This window comes from Nocardia sp. NPDC056064 (assembly GCF_042266925.1).
In the GTDB taxonomy this organism is placed as follows: Bacteria; Actinomycetota; Actinomycetes; order Mycobacteriales; family Mycobacteriaceae; genus Nocardia.
The window spans coordinates 4,001,228-4,018,687 of record NZ_JBHJWO010000001.1 but is presented as its reverse complement, the minus strand read 5'-3'; the positions used below and the strand labels follow the sequence as shown (position 1 = coordinate 4,018,687).

Annotated in this window: 17 protein-coding genes; 6 read left to right on the top strand and 11 right to left on the bottom strand. The window is 70.0% G+C overall.

Annotated elements, in window-relative coordinates; translation table 11 throughout:
* Positions 1-93: 93 nt before the first annotated feature.
* The 8 genes from glf to ACFC06_RS18570 all read right to left on the bottom strand — a co-directional run bounded on the left by glf (position 94) and on the right by ACFC06_RS18570 (position 5,910).
* The gene (glf, locus tag ACFC06_RS18605) at positions 94-1,308 is read right to left on the bottom strand and encodes a UDP-galactopyranose mutase (protein ID WP_375932458.1); all 1,215 of its coding nucleotides are present in this window, start codon (positions 1,306-1,308) and stop codon (positions 94-96) included.
* A gap of 81 nt (positions 1,309-1,389) precedes the next feature.
* On the bottom strand, positions 1,390-1,917 hold the full coding sequence (locus ACFC06_RS18600) for a hypothetical protein (RefSeq protein WP_375932455.1): 528 nt from the start codon (positions 1,915-1,917) through the stop codon (positions 1,390-1,392).
* 99 nt (positions 1,918-2,016) lie between these two features.
* Complete coding sequence (locus ACFC06_RS18595) at positions 2,017-2,625, bottom strand: hypothetical protein (RefSeq protein WP_375932452.1); 609 nt, start codon at positions 2,623-2,625, stop codon at positions 2,017-2,019.
* 36 nt (positions 2,626-2,661) lie between these two features.
* Positions 2,662-3,201, bottom strand: a complete 540-nt coding sequence (locus ACFC06_RS18590) for a hypothetical protein (RefSeq protein WP_375932449.1) — start codon at positions 3,199-3,201, stop codon at positions 2,662-2,664.
* 25 nt (positions 3,202-3,226) lie between these two features.
* A complete protein-coding gene (locus tag ACFC06_RS18585; protein ID WP_375932446.1) occupies positions 3,227-3,637 on the bottom strand; it encodes a hypothetical protein in 411 nt (136 codons plus the stop codon).
* 30 nt (positions 3,638-3,667) lie between these two features.
* On the bottom strand, positions 3,668-4,156 hold the full coding sequence (locus tag ACFC06_RS18580) for a hypothetical protein (protein ID WP_375932443.1): 489 nt from the start codon (positions 4,154-4,156) through the stop codon (positions 3,668-3,670).
* A 210-nt stretch (positions 4,157-4,366) separates the two neighbouring features.
* A complete protein-coding gene (locus tag ACFC06_RS18575; protein WP_375932440.1) occupies positions 4,367-5,128 on the bottom strand; it encodes a MerR family transcriptional regulator in 762 nt (253 codons plus the stop codon).
* A 68-nt stretch (positions 5,129-5,196) separates the two neighbouring features.
* Entirely contained in the window at positions 5,197-5,910 is a 714-nt protein-coding gene (locus ACFC06_RS18570) for an SDR family NAD(P)-dependent oxidoreductase (protein WP_375932437.1), read from the bottom strand.
* A gap of 104 nt (positions 5,911-6,014) precedes the next feature.
* On the opposite strand from ACFC06_RS18570, the gene ACFC06_RS18565 reads away from it, so the two are divergent.
* On the top strand, positions 6,015-6,641 hold the full coding sequence (locus tag ACFC06_RS18565) for a TetR/AcrR family transcriptional regulator (protein ID WP_375932434.1): 627 nt from the start codon (positions 6,015-6,017) through the stop codon (positions 6,639-6,641).
* Positions 6,642-6,648: 7 nt separating this feature from the next.
* Here the strand turns inward: ACFC06_RS18565 and ACFC06_RS18560 are convergent, their stop codons facing one another.
* Positions 6,649-7,611, bottom strand: coding sequence for an EamA family transporter (locus ACFC06_RS18560; protein ID WP_375932431.1), 963 nt, complete (start codon positions 7,609-7,611; stop codon positions 6,649-6,651).
* A 103-nt stretch (positions 7,612-7,714) separates the two neighbouring features.
* On the opposite strand from ACFC06_RS18560, the gene ACFC06_RS18555 reads away from it, so the two are divergent.
* The gene (locus ACFC06_RS18555; protein WP_375932428.1) at positions 7,715-8,215 is read left to right on the top strand and encodes a MarR family winged helix-turn-helix transcriptional regulator; all 501 of its coding nucleotides are present in this window, start codon (positions 7,715-7,717) and stop codon (positions 8,213-8,215) included.
* A gap of 88 nt (positions 8,216-8,303) precedes the next feature.
* Here ACFC06_RS18555 and ACFC06_RS18550 read toward each other — a convergent pair whose 3' ends face one another.
* The gene (locus tag ACFC06_RS18550) at positions 8,304-9,932 is read right to left on the bottom strand and encodes a SpoIID/LytB domain-containing protein (protein ID WP_375932425.1); all 1,629 of its coding nucleotides are present in this window, start codon (positions 9,930-9,932) and stop codon (positions 8,304-8,306) included.
* A gap of 268 nt (positions 9,933-10,200) precedes the next feature.
* On the opposite strand from ACFC06_RS18550, the gene ACFC06_RS18545 reads away from it, so the two are divergent.
* Positions 10,201-12,711 carry an N-acetylmuramoyl-L-alanine amidase gene (locus ACFC06_RS18545; protein ID WP_375932422.1) on the top strand — a complete coding sequence of 837 codons (2,511 nt, stop codon included), beginning with the start codon at positions 10,201-10,203 and terminating at the stop codon, positions 12,709-12,711.
* A 63-nt stretch (positions 12,712-12,774) separates the two neighbouring features.
* On the opposite strand, the gene ACFC06_RS18540 is transcribed toward ACFC06_RS18545, so the two are convergent.
* Positions 12,775-13,602 (bottom strand): HAD family hydrolase, encoded by an 828-nt coding sequence (locus ACFC06_RS18540; RefSeq protein WP_375932419.1) that lies wholly within the window; start codon positions 13,600-13,602, stop codon positions 12,775-12,777.
* An 87-nt stretch (positions 13,603-13,689) separates the two neighbouring features.
* Between ACFC06_RS18540 and ACFC06_RS18535 the strand changes: the two genes are divergently transcribed.
* The 3 genes from ACFC06_RS18535 to ACFC06_RS18525 are packed head-to-tail and all read left to right on the top strand — an operon-like array spanning position 13,690 to position 17,446.
* Positions 13,690-14,667: an ABC transporter permease gene (locus tag ACFC06_RS18535; protein ID WP_375932416.1), complete on the top strand. Its 978-nt coding sequence runs from the start codon at positions 13,690-13,692 to the stop codon at positions 14,665-14,667.
* Entirely contained in the window at positions 14,664-15,605 is a 942-nt protein-coding gene (locus tag ACFC06_RS18530) for an ABC transporter permease (protein WP_375932413.1), read from the top strand. Before ACFC06_RS18535 ends, ACFC06_RS18530 begins: the two co-directional genes overlap by 4 nt.
* Positions 15,602-17,446 (top strand): dipeptide ABC transporter ATP-binding protein, encoded by a 1,845-nt coding sequence (locus ACFC06_RS18525; protein ID WP_375932410.1) that lies wholly within the window; start codon positions 15,602-15,604, stop codon positions 17,444-17,446. The genes ACFC06_RS18530 and ACFC06_RS18525 overlap by 4 nt, the downstream gene beginning before the upstream one ends.
* Positions 17,447-17,460 lie beyond the last annotated feature (14 nt).

Sequence of the window (17,460 nt, the reverse complement as noted above, 5' to 3'; positions counted from 1 at the left end):
GGGTACGGGTGCTCGCCGACGGGGTTTCGGCCTGTCCGTTCAGCTCCGGTTCCTGCTGAGGTGCGGTCGGGGCCGCCTCCTGACCCTGCCCGCTCACGCCTGGTCCACCAGGGTCGCTCCGGACTCGAGGTGCGGGCGCAGCACGTTCTCGAACATGCTCAGCGCCGAACCGATCGCCATGTGCATGTCCAGGTACTGGTAGGTGCCGAGGCGGCCGCCGAAGAGCACCTTGTTCTCGGCGGTCTCCTGCTTGGCGAGCTCGCGGTAGGCCAGCAGCTTGGTGCGGTCCTCGGGGGTGTTGATCGGGTAGTACGGCTCGTCGCCGGTCTTGGCGAAGCGGGAGTACTCGCGCATGATGACCGTCTTGTCGGCCGGGTAGTCGCGCTCGGGGTGGAAGTGGCGCGGCTCGATGATGCGGGTGTAGGGCGCGTCGGCGTCGTTGTAGTTCATCACCGAGGTGCCCTGGAAGTCGCCGGTCTCGAGCACTTCGGTCTCGAAATCGATGGTGCGCCAGCCCAGTTCGCCTTCGGCGTAGTCGAAGTAGTGGTCCAGCGGGCCGGTGTAGACGACCGGCGCGTCCGGGCTGGCGGCGCGGATCTCGTCACGCACGTCGAACCAGTCGGTGTTCACGCGCACCTCGATGAGCTCGGAGGCGGCCATGTTCTCCAGCCACTTCGTGTACCCGTGCTTGGGCAGGCCCTCGTAGGTGTCGTTGAAGTAGCGGTTGTCGAAGGTGTAGCGCACCGGCAGGCGGGTGATGTTGCCCGCGGGCAGTTCCTTGGGGTCGGTCTGCCACTGCTTGGCGGTGTAGTCGCGCACGAACGCCTCGTAGAGCGGGCGCCCGATCAGCGAGATCGCCTTCTCCTCGAGGTTCTGCGCGTCGGCGGTCTGCACCTCGGCGGCCTGCTCGGCGATCAGCGCCTTGGCCTCGTCCGGGGTGAAGTAGCGGCCGAAGAACTGCGAGATCAGGCCCAGACCCATCGGGAACTGGTAGGCCTGCCCCTTGTGCAGCGCGAACACCCGGTGCTGGTAGTTCGTGAACTCGGTGAACTGGGTGACGTAGTCCCACACCTTCTTGTTCGAGGTGTGGAACAGGTGCGCACCGTACTTGTGGATCTCGATACCGGTCTCGGGCTCCGGTTCGGAGTAGGCGTTACCGCCCAGGTGGTAGCGGCGGTCGAGCACCAGCACCCGCTTACCCAGCAGGTTCGCGGCACGCTCGGCGACGGTCAGTCCGAAGAAACCGGACCCGACCACGATCAGGTCGTACTGGTTGGCCGGGGAGGAAGAAGGCGATGCGGCGGTCACGGGAGCCCAGCGTATCGGAAGACCGAACTTTGTCCCGGCGGAGTCACCGACCTCCCCCCGACCTGGACCGACGCCACCGCCTCAGCGGTAGGGCGGGGGCGGGGGCGGTGGGGCGTACCCGGACGGTTGACCACCGAACCCGGACGGCCCCGGCCCGGCGCCCGGCGCCTTGCCCTTGATCACGGAAACCAGCGTCACCACCAACAAGGTGCCCGCAAGTACCGCCCCGGCCCCGGTGATCCGCGTCCCCGGCTCGTCCCCGAACACCAGACCGAGCGCCCCGTGACCCCAGCCCCGGGCATGGACGACGTGATGCAGCATGATCGTGAACATCGATTCCATGCCGAACACGTTCAACGCGACATACCCCGCCGCGAACGCGCCGACAATCACCTGCCCCACCTTGACCCGCCGCGCGAGCAGCACCACGGCACCCACCCAGAGCACCGCGGCACCCAGATGCGTCAGCGTCATGGCCATCACCTTGCCCGCGTCCTTCGGATACTCGGGACTCAGCAGGTCATAGGCCTCGAACCCACCCACCGCCGCACCAGCCGCAACCACGGCGAGCAGGCCCGAGAGCACGATCCCCGCCCAGTAGGCGAACATCTCCCACCCACCCGAACGCACCGGTCGATGCCCGTACGACGGGCCTGGCACCGCATACGGCTGAACTTGCGAACTATACGGCCGTACCAGTCGGTGGCGTCAGTAGTACGGGTACGGGGGCTGGGTGTGCTGGCCTTCGCGGATCCAGCGGCCGGTGGAGCCCGCGGCGGCGAGGCAGAGGATGAGCAGGGCGAGGCCGCCGCCGATGACGGAGCCGACGAGGGCGGGGCCGGGGTCGGCGCCGCTGTCGAGGGTGATCAGGGTGGAGATGCCGACGCCGGCCAGGGCCAGGGTGGACAGGACGATCAGGATCACCCGGCCCGCGGCTTTGCGGCGGAACAGCAGGATCGAGCCGAGGAACCACAGCAGGCAGGCGCCGCCGCCGAGGATGAGCGGGACCGCCATCGCGTCCGAGGCGGCGCCGTCGATCTCCGACATGGCCGCCATGGTCACCAGCAACCCCACCCCGCCGAACATCGACAGCACCAGGGCCAGCAGGGCCGCGGTGATCGCGGTGCCACCGCCGGCGCGCGGCTGCCCGTAGCCGGGCATCGGGCCGTACGGCGCCGCGCCGTAAGCCGGTGCGCCGTAACCGTATTGGGGCCCGGGTGCCGCATAGGGCGCAGCACCGTAGCCCGGTTGCGGTGGCGCGTAACCCTGTCCCGCGTACGGGTCGTAGCCCTGCTGCGGGCCGTACGGATACCCCATGGTGTCCCCCTCCTCGAAAGTCCGACCTGGGCGAAACTATACGGTCGGTTCGACCGCCGGGTGCGGGCGAGCGAGTGTGTAGTCCGCCGTCCACGGCAGCAACGCGGGCAGCCCGACGAGCACACCGAGCGCGACCGCCGACGCCGACGCGGCCCAGCTGTGGTTCACGATCGCCGTCACCGCTCCGGGTACCCCGCCGAAGCCGAGCGCAATCGAGGAAAGCAGCGGCTCGGGCGCGAACCAGTGGATGCCGTATTCGGCGTCGTAGTCCACCAGCGTGGCCAGCAGCGCCAGCACACCCAGCGCGAGCTGGGTTCCGGCGGCCACGATCACCAGCCACCGACCGGTTTCCTCGCGCCGGGCCAGCAGCAGCCCGCCGTATCCGAAGACGAAGGCCGCCGCGAGCGCGCCGAGCAGGGTGAACAGGGCCAGCGAGTCGTCGAGCAGTTCGGCGTCACGCACGAACGCGCGCGCCAGCACCGCCGCGCCGATCAGATTGGCGATGGCCGCCAGCGCCGCGAGGCTCACCGCGACGGTCGCCGCGACCTCACCGGTTTTCGTGTTCGTCTCCCGCACGCTCAAGACCGTATCCCGTGCCGCGTCACCGCGTGACGGTCCATCGCCGCGTCGGCTCGATCAGGCTGAGCACCAGGATCACCAGGTTCAGCCCGAGCCACCAGTCCAGCACCCCCAGCCGCCACCCGTGCCCCGCCCCGTTGAGCACCACGACCAGCAAGGTCGCCGCGCTCATGGCCCCCGACACCCCGATCAGCATCCGCCGCCCGAGCATCCGCCGCCGCAGCAACAGCACCGCCCCCAGCAGGTACACCGCCCCGAGCCCGCCCACGATCCCCGCCCCCGTGTAGTCGAGCTCGATCGACCGCCCGAGCACCAGCAGCACCACCGCCGCCCCCGCGACGACCAGCCCGGCGACCCCGACCAGCACCCCCAGCCACCCGCCCACCAGCGCCGTCACCGCCCGCCGCGACCGCCCGTCCGCCTGCTGCTCCACACCTGCCCCCGTACTCGAACACCGCCGCCGTCAGTTATACGGCGCCACCGCCGATCGAGCACGGTTCGGACCATTCGGCGAATTCCGGCCGTCATCGATCCAGCGTTGCGTGCTCGGCAGGACGGCCATGATCAAGACCGCCAGCGAAACCAGCGCGGCCATCACCGCGATCGCGATCAGGCCATTGCCGCCGCTGGCTGCCGCGATGCCGACCCAGGCGAAGAAGGCGAGCCCGTTGCCCATGATCACCATCGGCAGACCGGCGGCCTGCCTGCGCAGCAGCAGGATCCCGCCGATCCCGGCCAGCACCACCAACACCGCACCGGTGGCGAGTTCCACGACATTCCAGAGCTCCGCGATATCGGCTTCGAGCTCCATCCGCGCCCGGAACTCCGCGTCCTTTATCGACACGGACAGGTAGTACGGCTCCCGGACCAGCCCGGAAACGCCCGCGAACACGCTGAGGAGTCCGTACGCGCCCCCGAGCAGCGCGCCGATCCCGGCGAAGAGCACGGACATCGGCATCACCGGCCCAGCGGCGACATAAGGGGGCACGGGCCCCGGCGGCATGTGCGGATTGTTCACTGCTCCCCCTTCGGCTCCGGATAGATGAGCCTCGATCGAACGAGCCTATCGCCGAATCCGGACAGCCGCGCGCACCGGTCGACACGCAGTCGATGCCGGTGCGCGCGTGACCTGCCACTCGTCCACGCGCCATGACCTCGCGAACTATTCGGAGGACCGCCCGGCGACGTAGGCGCGGAAGGCTTCCAGGATGTAGTCGGCGGTGCCTTCGCCGTGCACGTCGTAGTTCTTGCGGAAACGCGGGTCGGCGACGTACATCTCACCGAGGCCGAGGAGGTATTCGTCGGTGACGGGGCGGCCCTGGGTGCCCGTGGTGAGCCAGGCGACGTGGCGGGTGACGATCGACTGGACGGTGTCGCTGTCGACGGGAAGTGCTGCGGCGGCGGCCTTTCCGAAGTCGGCGGCGATGTCGCGCTGGGTTTGCAGGAAGGACGCGCGATCGGCTTCGGTCAGCGCGCTCCACCAGCGGTCGCCGCTGTCGTAAGCGTCCTTGCCCCAGCGCTCGATCACCTCGTCCTTGTACCGGGTGTGGTCGAAGCCGTCGAAAACCTCTGCGGCCATGAGGGGTTCACCTCTTTCTGTCTTGTGCAACGTGGTCGACACCGAGTCGATCTGCCGCGCGATCCGGTCCTGTTGCTGCCGAAGCAGTTCCAGGTGGGTGCGCAGCGCGTCGGCGGTGTTCTGTTCACCGGCGAGGACCTCGGCGATCACCGGGAGGCCGAGGCCGAGTTCGCGCAGCAGCAGGATGCGCTGTAGGCGAACCAGGGAGTTCTGGTCGTAGTAGCGGTAGCCGTTGGCGCCGATCCGGCTCGGTTCCAGCAGGCCGAGCTGCCCGTAGTGGCGCAGCGTGCGGCTGGTGGTGCCCGCGGCTTTCGCGAGGTCCTGGATGGCCCATTCACCCGCCATGACCAGCTCCTTTCCCGTCGGTGAGACCAGTCTGCAAGTTGACGCTACGTCAAGGTCAACCCCGATTCTCAGAACCCGATCTCGACCTCCACCGCGTCGCGTTCGGTGACCATCCGCCGGTACCGGGCGCCGAGTTCGGCGTTGCCGATGCGCGGCAGCACCAGCCCCTCGGGGATCAGCTCGGGATGGGCGTCGATCTCGCGCTGCGCGGCACTGTCCTGGATCAGCGCCCCGATCGCGAGCAACCCGACATACACCCCGGTCCCCTCGACCTCGGCGGCCAGCTGCCGCACGAACGCCCGCTGCGCGCCCAGCGCCACACCGACATTGGCCAGGTAAGGCTGCAGATGCCGCTCGGAGGCGCCGGAGGAGTACAGCAGCGCGCCGCTACCGCGCTCGATCATCCCGGGCAGCAGTTCCCGGCTGAGCTGGATCGAGGAGTACACCTTGAGCGCCAGCGGCAGCTCCAGCGCGGCCCGGTCGACGGCACGGGTCGACTCGCTGCGCACCGACATGTGCGCCGCCGCCGCGTGCACCGCGACATCGATCGGCCCCAGCTTGTCCTGCACTCGCGCGACGACCTCGCTGAGCTGCGCGGGCTCGGTGATATCGGCCGTGAACGGCTCGGCCTCGATGCCCTCGGCGCGCAGGGCGGCCGCGCGCTCGGCCCCCGCCACCGCGTCCCGGCCGATCACCGCGACCCGATAACCGTCGCGCCCGAATTCCCGTGCTGTTCCCGCACCCAGACCGGGTCCGTATCCGAAGATCGCGAGCGTGCTCATGACTACCTCACTAAGTTGAGTGTTGGTTCAAGTTATCCGCAAGGTAGCATTAAGTTGAACCTATGCTCAAGATAAATCGCGGCGCTGATTTGTAGGATCGGCGAATGCCCGAGGACAAGCCGTTGCGCAGCGACGCCCAGCGCAACCGCGACGCGCTGGTCACCGCCGCGCGCGAACTCTTCGACGAACGCGGCCTCGACGCCCCGCTCAAGGACATCGCCGCCCGCGCCGGCGTCGCCATCGGCACCCTCTACAACCGCTTCCCCACCCGCGACGATCTCATCGCCGCCGCCGTGGCCGACCGCGTCGAAGCGGGCACCCGGATCGCCGAACAGGCCCTCGAGATCGCCGACCCCTGGGAATCGTTCACGGTGCTCGTCGAGCGCATCTGCGCACTTCAGGCCGGTGATCGCGTCCTCGGCGAACTCGCCCTGCGCCACCCGCCGAGCGAGGCGCTGGCCCGCGCCCGCGAACACGGCCACGCGCTGATGCGCCGGATCGTCACCCGAGCACAGGAGGCGGGCGCCCTGCGCGCGGACTGGACCCTGGAGGACATCGCCTTCATCACCTGGTCGCACACCAGCGTGGTCGCCGCGACCGCGCGCGTCGCCCCCGACCTGTGGCGGCGCAATCTGGCCCTCATCCTGGACGGCCTGCGCGCGAAAGCCGCGCACCCCCTGCCGGTTCCGGCCCTCACCGAGGACCAGTTGATGCAGGCGATGCGCGGCTGACGACGTCTCAGCGCCCGGCGAGCGCCGGAACCTTCGGCGCGGCAGGCGGTTCGGGCCGAACGGTGTCCGATTCACGTGAAACAGTGCCGGGTGCAGCGGTTTTCACCGGTATCTGGCCGAGCACCGTGCCCACCAGCGCGATCCCCAGCCCGAGGATCTGCACCGCGGTGAGCGCCTGCCCCAGCGCGATCCAGCCGATCACGGCGGCCGAGACCGGGCTGAGCAGCCCGAGGAAGGCCACCGAGGTCGCCGACACCCGCGAGATCCCGCGGAACCACAGCCAGTAGGCCAGCGCGGTGCCGATCACGCCGATGTAGAGGTAGCCACCGGCCGCCTGCGCGTCGATGGCGGGCGGGGCGCCCTCGACGAGCACCGCCAGCGGCAGGATGAACAGGCCACCGGCGGTGAGCTGCCAGCCGGTCATCGCCAGCGGGCCGACGCCCTCGGGACGACCCCACCTCTGGGTCAGCACGGTGCCCGCCGCCATGGCGCCCGCGCCCGCCAGCCCGGCCAGCACGCCGAGCATGTCGAGTTCGGCATTGCCGCGCAGGACGACGAGCGCCACGCCGAACACGCCGATCAGCCCCGCGATCACCTTGCGGCGCGTCGGCACCTCGGCCAGCAGGACCGCCGCGAATCCGAGCGCGAACATCGGCGCCACCGCGGTGAGCACGCCCGCCACGCCGCCGGGCAGGCGATAGGCCGCCAGGAACAGCAGCGGGAAGAACACGCCGATATTGAGCGCGCCGAGGATCGCCGCGCGGCCGAGCCAGCGGCCGCGCGGGAGCACCCTGGTCAGCGCGAGCAGGACGAGGCCGGCGGGCAGGGCGCGCAGCAGGGCGGTGAACAGCGGCCGGTCCGGCGGGAGGAATTCGGTGGTGACGGCATAGGTGGAGCCCCACACGATGGGGGTGAGCGCGGTGAGCGCGAGGGTGCTCGCGGTACCGGTGGAGCGGGGTGCGGTCGTCATGTTCACTCCTGATTGATAATCTCAACGTTGAAATATCTACTCGCCGAACTAGCTCAGCGTCAAGTAGATGAATGTTGAGATATTCAATGGAGAGGTAGTTGCGATGCGGGACGCCATCGATCTGATCACCGCGCACTGGGACGTCGAGCGGCCCGATGTGGATACCGCACCGATGGCCGTGATCGGCCGGATCACCCGGCTCTCGCGCATCCTCGATCAGGAACTCAAGCGCTTCTTCGCCGGTCACGGCCTGGAATTCTGGGAGTTCGACGTGCTGGCCACGCTGCGCCGCTCCGGCGGGGACAAGGGGCTCACCGCGGGTGCCCTCAACCGCGCCGCCATGGTCACCTCGGGAGCGATCACCAATCGCATCGACCGCCTGGAGGCCAAGAACCTGGTCCGGCGTAACCCGTGTGCGGAGGACCGCCGGGCGGTCTACGTGCAGCTCACCGACGAAGGCCGCGCCCTCGTCGACCGTCTGCTGCCCCTGCACTTCGCCAACGAGGAGCGCCTGCTGGCCGCGCTCGATCCCGAGGCACGCGACCAGCTCGCCGGTCTGCTCCGCACGCTGTCAATCGGCCTGGACGACACGTCCCTCGACTGATCGCACCGGTCTGTCCGGCCGGCCCTCGCCCGTCAGGGGCGCATACCGCGCGCTCACGGTCGAGGACCCGCACTGGAGGGGACTGCGCTCAGAAGACACCTTCCGGCGCGCCGGTCTCCGGCACGACTTCGCCGGGAGCGGTGCCGTCCGGCGCGACCACCTCGGGGCCGCCATCGGCGGGCGGCACATCACCCGGTGCGGTCTCGGCAGGTGGCACGTCGCCCGGTGCGGTCTCGGCGGGCGCGACTCCACCCGGCGCCGACTGGTCGGGTTGCACCGCACCCGGCCCCGTCGCACCCGGCCCGAGCTCACCGGGCTCAGGCGTAGCCCCACCCTCCGGCGCCAACGCACCCGGCGAGTTCCCCGGCGACGCGCCGTTGGGCACAGCGCCTTCCGGCATGGTCAGCCGAGGACGCTGACCCGATCCGGAGGACGGGAGCTGGTCACCCGCGTCCGGGACCAGGGCGAGCAGGGTCGAGAAGTCGACCACCTGGGCGCCGAGAGTGGGCGTCGCGATGATGACGCCGTTCGTGTACATCCGATAGGTGCCCGCCCGTTGCGGCAGCAGCATTTCCGGGCCGATGGGTGCGCCGACGGCACTGTCGGGCCCGCCGATGCGCCGGTAGGCGGTGTCGATGACGCTCTCACCGGCCAGCGCCTCGATGGTCGGATCGGGCCGGGTCGGCGTCGACGGTGACGAGGGCAGGGTCGGGTCGACCGGGGCCGGGGGGATGGGTGCGGTCTCGATGAGATCGTCGGGGGCTGGGCCCACTTCGAAGGTCTGGATGTCGGCGGGACGGCCGCCGTCGGGGGCGGCCGAGTACTCCGAGCGGAGGATGAGTCCGTCGCGGAGCAGCACGGTGCCGGTGGTGGCGGCGACGGCCTCGGTGGTGCGCGCATCCTCGAGCACCGTGCCGGGATAGACCTGGCAGTCGGTGGTGTCGCAGGTCTGCGCGTAGGCGTAGCGGTCCTCGGCCAGGGCGTAGGAGCGGGCGGCCACGGCCTGGGCGCGCAGCGCCTCGAAGGCGCCCTGATCGGCCCAGTTGGCCTGCATCTCCGCTGGTAGCAGGCCCGCGAGGTAGTCGTCGAGGTCGACCTGGTTCACCGTGCGGTATGCCCCGCCCTCGAGCGCCACGCCGAGCGCGCCGCGATAGCCGGTGCCGTTGCACAGCGTCAGGTGTTCCTCGGCGGGCCTGCCGACACCGGCGTGCACCGGGTAGACGAACGGGTCGTCGGTGGCGGCCTGCCAGAGCACTTCGCCGTCGCAGCCCGCGGTCACCACCACATTCGCGCCGCCGTCGGGCAGCGGGGTGAGGTGGGCGGCCTCGCCGGGGCCGATGGCGCGGCCCGCGACCTGCGCGCCCGCGGCGGCGTAGGTGTCGAGGGTGGCGTCGTCCTGGGCCTGCAACCGGACGCCGATGGTGGTCTGCCCGATCTGCCCGAGTTCGGCGCCCGGGTAGTAGTGCGCGAGGATCTCCTCGGCCGTCCACCCCTCTTGCGCATTCTCGAACGCGCCGACCTGACTCATACCTCGCCCGTGACCAGCGCCGACAGTCGGCGTAATCTCCCCGGGCAGGATCTGCCACAGTCCCATCGCCCCGGCCAGCGCCAGCGCGGTCCCGCCGGCCAGCAGCGGGAGGGGCACGGTCCGCAGTACCGGCACGCTGCGGCGCCGGGTTCCACGGGTATTCCGGTTGATGAAGGTATCCGCTCTCATAGTGCGCTCCCACGGTTTCGGGGTTCGACCGGCGGAGCTCGCGTCGGCATGTCGTCGTCGCCGAGCGGGATCCGAGGGCTACATTCGAGCAATCACATAATCCTCAAGTTGAGGTTTAGATGTGTGACGTATGTTAACTAGTGTGGTGTGTGAGGCGATAGGAAGCAAGCATCACATGCCAGCGGAACACCAGGCGCCAGCCGCCACAGGCAAGGTTCGACCCTGATTGGAGTCGCACGTGCGATACCGAAAGCCGAAACGTTCCTATGTGCTCCCGGTAGTCACCACGCTCGCGGTCGCCGCACCGATCGGCGCGTTCGCACTGAGCGATTCGACCGACTACCGCAGTGCGAACGATGCCGAGGTCACCGCCGTCCCGGCCCAGCTCGCCGAGGTCGCGCTGACCTCCGCCCAGGACATCACCGTCCCGCTGCGCGAGCTGACCGGCCTCGACCTGCCCGATCTCCACCTCTCCGACCTGCAGATGCTGCCGCTGCCCACCTCGATCCCGGTCCCGCCGGGATTGCCGGTTCCGCCGGGCGTGGCGCTGCCGACCGAGATCCCGCTGCCGCCGATCCCGAGCAAAGCGCAGCCGACCCCCACCACGCAGGCGCCCGCGCCCGAGGCCGCACCCAATGCCCGTCCCCCGGTGCCGAGCACCGCGGTCCCGACGGCCCCGATCGCCCCGCCCCCGCCTGCCCCGGCCGCACCGGCCCCTGCTCCGGCGCCCCCGGCAGCCGCGCCCGATGCCCAACCGGGCCCCGCCACGGCTCCGGAATCATCCACTCCCCCAGCTCAATCCGCTCCCCAAGCAGCGCCTGCGCAAGCGCCTCCGGCCGCACCCGAGGCCGCGCCCAACGCGCAGCCACCTGCCGCCGCGCAGGCCCCGGCGACAACCTCGACCTCACAGAGCCCGGCCGCCGACGCACCGTCAGCTCCCGGCGCACCGCAATCAGAGCCCGGCGCGGGCGCTCCCACGAGCAACCCCGTCTCCCAGCACCGCCCGTCCGGCATGAAGTTCATCGCCGACCCGGCGAACCTGGAACCCGGCACCACCCCCGACACCCCCGCCCTCGCGCCGGGCGCGGTCGGGCCGGAGCTGGTCGACGAGGTCGGCGCGCAGGTCAAGGAGATCACCCAGGACACCCCGTTCAGCATGGTCGCCGTCACCGCGCGCGACCTGGCGAACACCACCACCAAGCTGCGCGCCAGGCAGCAGGACGGGAACTGGGGCCCCTGGTACAACGCCGATCCGATCGACACCAGGGCCACCGATCAGACCCCCGCCGACGCCCCCACCGGCACCGAGCCGATCTACGTCGGCGAGACCACCGCGGTGCAGATGCTGGTGACCCGCAAGCCCACCGCGGGCCCGGACCACGACCCCGCGCACCTCACCGAGGCCGCGCTCAAGGCCGTGCTGATCAACCCGGGCCGCGCCGCCATCGACGCCGCGCTCAACGACGTCGCCGCCGCGCTGCCCAACGGCGGGCCCAAGGTGATCACCCGCGCGCAATGGGGTGCCGACGAGTCGATCCGCTGCCAGGAACCCACCTACGACGACGGTCTGGGCGGGCTGACCGTGCACCACACCGCGGGCCGCAACGACTACAGCCGCGCCGAGTCGGCGGGCATCGTCCGCGCGATCTACGCCTACCACGCCGAAACCCTCGGCTGGTGCGACATCGGCTACAACGCCCTGGTCGACCAGTACGGCCAGATCTTCGAGGGCCGCTACGGCGGCCTGGATCGCGACGTGCAGGGCGCGCACGCGGGCGGCTTCAACGAGAACACCGCCGGTGTCGCGCTGATGGGCAACTACGAGAGCGAGTCGCCGAGCAACGAGTCGATCACCGCGATCGGCCGGTTCATCGGCTGGCGGGCCAAGCTGGCCGGGCTCAACCCCAAGGGCTACACCACCATGTACTCCGAGGGCACCGAGTTCACCCCGTATGCCCTGGGTGAGGAGGTCGATCTGCCGGTGGTGTTCGCGCACCGCGATGTCGGCAACACCGACTGCCCCGGCGACGCGGCCTACGCGCTGATGGATCGCATCCGCGCGATCGCGGCGGGCAACACCACCTACAGCTCCCCCGCGACGCCGTATCGCCCGCCGAGCCAGGAGGCCCGCGCCCCCGAGCCCGACCAGCAGGTGCAGGCCGCCCCGCAGGGCAATATGGCCGAACTCGGCAGGCTGGTCGACAAGCTGCTCGGCCTGTCCTCGACCAACGCGATCGCCCAGCACTGGGTGTCCAGGGGCGGTGTGAACGGTCCGCTGGGCGCGCCGACCTCGGATCTGCTCGCGGGTTCGCAGGGCAGGCAGTACGCGAAGTTCGCCAACGGTTTCGTCTACTCCGGCGAGAACGGCCAGGTCTTCGAGGTGGTCGGCGCGATCCTGGACCGCTACCTGAGCCTGGGCGCCGACTCCGGCGTGCTCGGCCTGCCGACCGGCAGTTCCTACCTGGTCCCCGACGGTCTGCGCACCGATTTCCAGAACGGTTCGCTGGTGCTCAACGAGCTCACCGGCATCGTCACCACCTTCTGGAAGACCTACGACGAGACCTACAAGTCCGAGATGAACGGCGCCAAGCCGCAACCGCCCGCCTCGGTGGTCCCGCCGACGACGACCTCCCCGGTCGCGCCTGCCCCCGCCGAACCGCAGACGAACACCGACCCGGCCGCCCCGCAGGTCCCGGCCGAGCCGCAGGCGAGCACCGGCGAACCCGAACCGGCACCGGAACAACCCCCGGTAGCCCCGGAACCCGCCACGACCGGCTGACACCCGGCCACGGCGAAGAACGGCCGGTGCCTCTCGCGAGCGAGGGCACCGGCCGTTACGCGTTCAGGACCACCAGCGTTCGAGCACCATCGCGACACCGTGGTCGACATTGCTGCCGGTGACCTCGTCGGCGGCGGCCCGCGCCTCGGGGTGCGCGTTGCCCATGGCGACCCCGTGCCCGGCCATGGTCAGCATCGGCACGTCGTTGGGCATGTCCCCGAAGGCGACGATGCCGTGCTCGTCCACCCCGATCCGCCGCGCGACCTCGGCCAGCCCGGACGCCTTGGTCACCCCGGGCACCGAGAGTTCGATCAGCCCGTGCTCGGTGGAATAGGTGATCTCGGCGCGGTCGCCGACCAGCGGCGCGAGGGCGGCGCGCATGTCCGAGGACCGCGCCGAGCTGAGCCGGACCAGCATCTTGATGGCGGGCGTGTCGATCACCTCGGCGTGCGAGACCACCGTGTCGTCGGGGTTGAGCCAGGCGTGCTCGTAGGTCGGCGAGCTGACGAACTGCGGGGTCACCGCGTCGTGCGCGCTGGCCCCGACCCGCTCGGTGGCCAGCCCGCACCCGGGTAGCGCGCGTTCGGCGAGGTCGGCCAGCCAGGCCAGGGTCGCCACGTCGAGGGTGTGCGAGGAGAGCACGCGGTCGGTGGCGCTGTCGTAGATGACGGCCCCGTTGCCGCAGACCGCGAGCGGGGCGTACCCGAGTTCGGCGACCACCGGATCGATCCAGCGCGGCGGCCTGCCGGTGGCCAGCACGAAGGTGGTGCCGTCGGAAACGAGCGCGCCGACGGCGGCTTTCGTGCGCGGCGAGACCTTGTCGGCGGCATCGATCAGGGTGCCGTCGACGTCGGTGGCCACCAGCTTCGGTTTCGGGTGCAGGGGCGTCATCCGTTCCATCCTGCCGCACGTCGCCACGCGGCGATTGCGTAGTTGTCCTTATGATCATGGCCTGAATACCCGATCCAGAGGGGACTGATGACCGGCTTCCTGTTGCGGCGCGCGCTGAACTACGTCGTGCTCCTGTTGCTGGCCTCGTTCCTGACGTTCAGCCTCGCGTCACTCACCTTCAACCCGCTCGACAGCCTCGAGCAGCGCAATCCGCGGCCGCCGCAGTCGGTGATCGACGCCAAGGCCGAGCAGCTGCATCTGGACGAGCCGATCCCCCAGCGCTATCTCACCTGGCTCGGCGGCGTGGTGCAAGGGGATTTCGGGACCACGCTGGCCGGGCAGCCGGTGAGCGAGGAACTGGGCAGGCGGGTCGCGGTGAGTCTGCGGCTGCTGATCCTGGGTTCGGTGATCGGCACCGTGCTCGGGGTGCTGATCGGCGCGGCGGGCGCCATCCGGCAATACAAGTTCAGCGATTATTTCTCGACGGTGCTCTCCCTGCTGATCATCTCCACCCCGGTCTTCCTGCTCGCGACACTGCTGAAATACGGTGCGCTGCAGTTCAACACGGCCACCGGAACCCAGTTCTTCCTCTACACCGGCGAGACCTCGGCCACCCAGATCAACGGCCTGTGGAACCAATTCGTCGACCGCGCACAGCATCTCGTGCTGCCGACGCTGGCGCTGGCCCTCTACGGCATGGCCGGATACAGCCGCTACCAGCGCAACGCCATGCTCGACGTGCTGCAGAGCGATTTCATCCGCACCGCCCGCGCCAAGGGCCTGACCCGCAACCGCGCGCTGTACAAACACGGCCTGCGCACCGCGCTCATCCCGATGGCCACCCTGTTCGCCTACAGCCTGGGCGGGCTGATCACCGGCGCCACCTTCGTGGAGAAGATCTTCGGCTGGCACGGCGTCGGCGAATGGCTGGTCGACTCGATCAACGCCCAGGACCTCTACGTGGTGGTCACGGTGACGGCCTTCGCCGGTCTGGTGGTGCTGGTCTCGGGCCTGCTCTCCGATATCGTCCTCGCTCTGCTCGACCCCAGGGTGCGTGTGTCGTGACCGAAACCGAACTGATCGCCGTCGGCGCGCCGGAGAACGCCGCGGCCGGGCGCCGCAAGCTCGTCTGGCGCCGGTTCCTGCGCAACAAGCCCGCCGTGGCAGGCGCGGTGATCCTGGTGGTGTTGTTCGTGGCCAGCTTCGCGCTGCCGCCGCTGCTGCCGTGGGACTACCAGCAGATGGACTACACCGCGCTGCTGAAACCACCCAGCCTCGAACATCCCTTCGGCACCACCCAGATCGGCCAGGACGTGCTGGCCCAGACCCTGCGCGGGCTGCAGAAATCGCTGATCATCGGCTTCTGCGTCGCGCTGTTCTCCAGCGTCATCGCCGCCACGGCCGGTGCGGTGGCGGGCCTGCTCGGCGGCTGGACCGACCGGGCCATCATGTGGTTCGTCGACCTGCTGCTGGTGGTGCCCAGCTTCATCATCATCGCGCTGTTCGCCCCGCGCACCAAGGGTTCCGGCTCGATCCTGATCCTGATCGTGCTGCTGAGCGTGTTCGGCTGGATGATCGCCGCGCGCATCGTGCGCGGTCTCACGCTGAGCCTGCGCGACCGCGAATTCGTCCGCGCCGCACGGTATATGGGCGCGCCGACGCACACGATCATCCTCAGCCACATCGTCCCCAACATCGCCTCGATCCTGATCATCGACACCACCCTCGCCGTCGGCGCGGCGATCGGCGCCGAAACCGGCCTGAGCTTCCTCGGTTTCGGTGTGCAGCCGCCGGATGTGTCGCTGGGTTCGCTGATCGCGGCGGGCACCAAGTCCGCGATCACCTACCCGTGGCTGTTCCTGTTCGCCGGTGGTCTGCTGATCACGATCGTGCTGTGCGCCAACCTCGTCGGCGACGGTCTGCGTGACGCGTTCGATCCCGGCGCACGGGGTGCGCGCAAATACCAGGCCAGGGTCGAGCTGAAGAAAGCCGAGAAGCGATGAGTACGTCGACCGCGCCCCTGCTCGAGGTGACCGATCTGCGGGTGTCCTTTCCCGGTGAGGAAGGCCGCGTGGAGGCCGTGCGCGGAGTGAACTACACCGTCGCCGACGGTGAGGTCCTCGCGATCGTGGGCGAGTCCGGCTCGGGCAAGTCGGTGTCGTCGCTGGCGGTGATCGGGTTGCTGCCCGAGCAGGCCCGCGTCCAGGGGTCGATCCGGTTGCGCGGGCGCGAGCTGCTCGGCCTGGGCGACAAGCAGATGTCGAAGCTGCGCGGGTCCTCGATCAGCATGGTCTTCCAGGACCCGCTCTCCGCGCTCACCCCGGTCTACCGGGTCGGCGACCAGGTGGCCGAGGCGCTGCTCGCGCACGGCGAGATGACCCGCAAACAGGCCGGTGAGCGCGCGATCGAGCTGCTCGACCTGGTCGGCATCCCCGATGCGCGGCTGCGCGCGCGCTCCTTCCCGCACGAGTTCTCCGGCGGCATGCGCCAGCGCGTGGTGATCGCCATGGCCATCGCCAACGATCCGGCGCTGATCATCTGCGACGAGCCGACCACCGCGCTCGACGTCACCGTGCAGGCCCAGATCCTGGCGCTGCTGCGCAAGGCCCGTGACATCACCGGCGCCGGGGTCATCATGATCACCCACGACATGGGCATCGCGGCCACGGTGGCCGACCGGGTGGCGGTGATGTACGCGGGCAAGGTGGTGGAGACCGCCCCGGTAGACGAGCTGTTCCGCGCGCCGAGGATGCCCTACACCGTGGGCCTGCTCGGCTCGATCCCGCGCATGGACGGCCCGCCGCGCACCCCGCTCATCCCCATCCTCGGTACCCCGCCCGCCATGCACGCGCTGCCGCCCGGCTGCTCGTTCGCGCCGCGCTGCCCGATCTGCGTCGACGACTGCGTCGCCGCCGAACCGCCGCTCGAGAAGGTGGCCCCCGGCCACGCGGTCGCCTGCATCCGCACCGCCGAGGTGGGCACCACCGAGCTGTTCGCGGCCTACCGCAAGGAGATTCCCGCACCGGCCGAGCCCGACCGCACCGAGACCGAGGTGGTCCTGCGGGTCACCGATCTGGTGAAGACCTTCCCACTCACCTCCGGGGTGCTGCTGCGCCGCCGCACCGGCGAGGTCCGCGCGGTCGACGGCATCAGTTTCGAGGTGCGCGCGGGCCGCACGCTGGCGCTGGTCGGCGAGTCCGGTTCCGGCAAGTCGACCACGTTGTCGCAGATCATGGACCTGGCCGCGCCGCAGTCGGGCAGCATCGAGGTGCTCGGCAACGAGGTCGCCGCGCTCACCAAAGCGCGCGTGCGCGAGATCCGGCGCAAGATGCAGATCGTCTTCCAGGACCCCAGCTCCTCGCTCGACCCGCGCCTGCCGATCTTCGACGTGCTGGCCGAGCCGCTGCGCATCGACGGGCGTTCGCGCGAGGAGGTCAACCAGCGGGTGCCGGAGCTGCTGCGCCAGGTCGGGCTGCGTCCCGAACACGCCGACCGCTACCCCTCCGATTTCTCCGGCGGCCAGAAACAGCGCATCAGCATCGCCCGCGCGCTGGCGCTGGACCCGCAGCTGCTGGTGCTCGACGAACCGGTCTCCTCGCTGGACGTCTCCATCCAGGCCGGTGTGCTGAATCTGCTGCGTGACCTGCAGGCCGAGCGTGGGCTGTCCTACCTGTTCGTCTCCCACGACCTGTCGGTGGTGCGCAATCTGGCCCACGACATCGCGGTGATGCTGCGCGGCAAAATCGTCGAATCCGGCCCGGCCGAGGAGATCTTCGCGAATCCTCGGCACGAGTACACCCGCTCGCTGATCGCGGCCGTACCGGAACCCGTGGTCAGCACCTGAGCCAGCCACGCCGA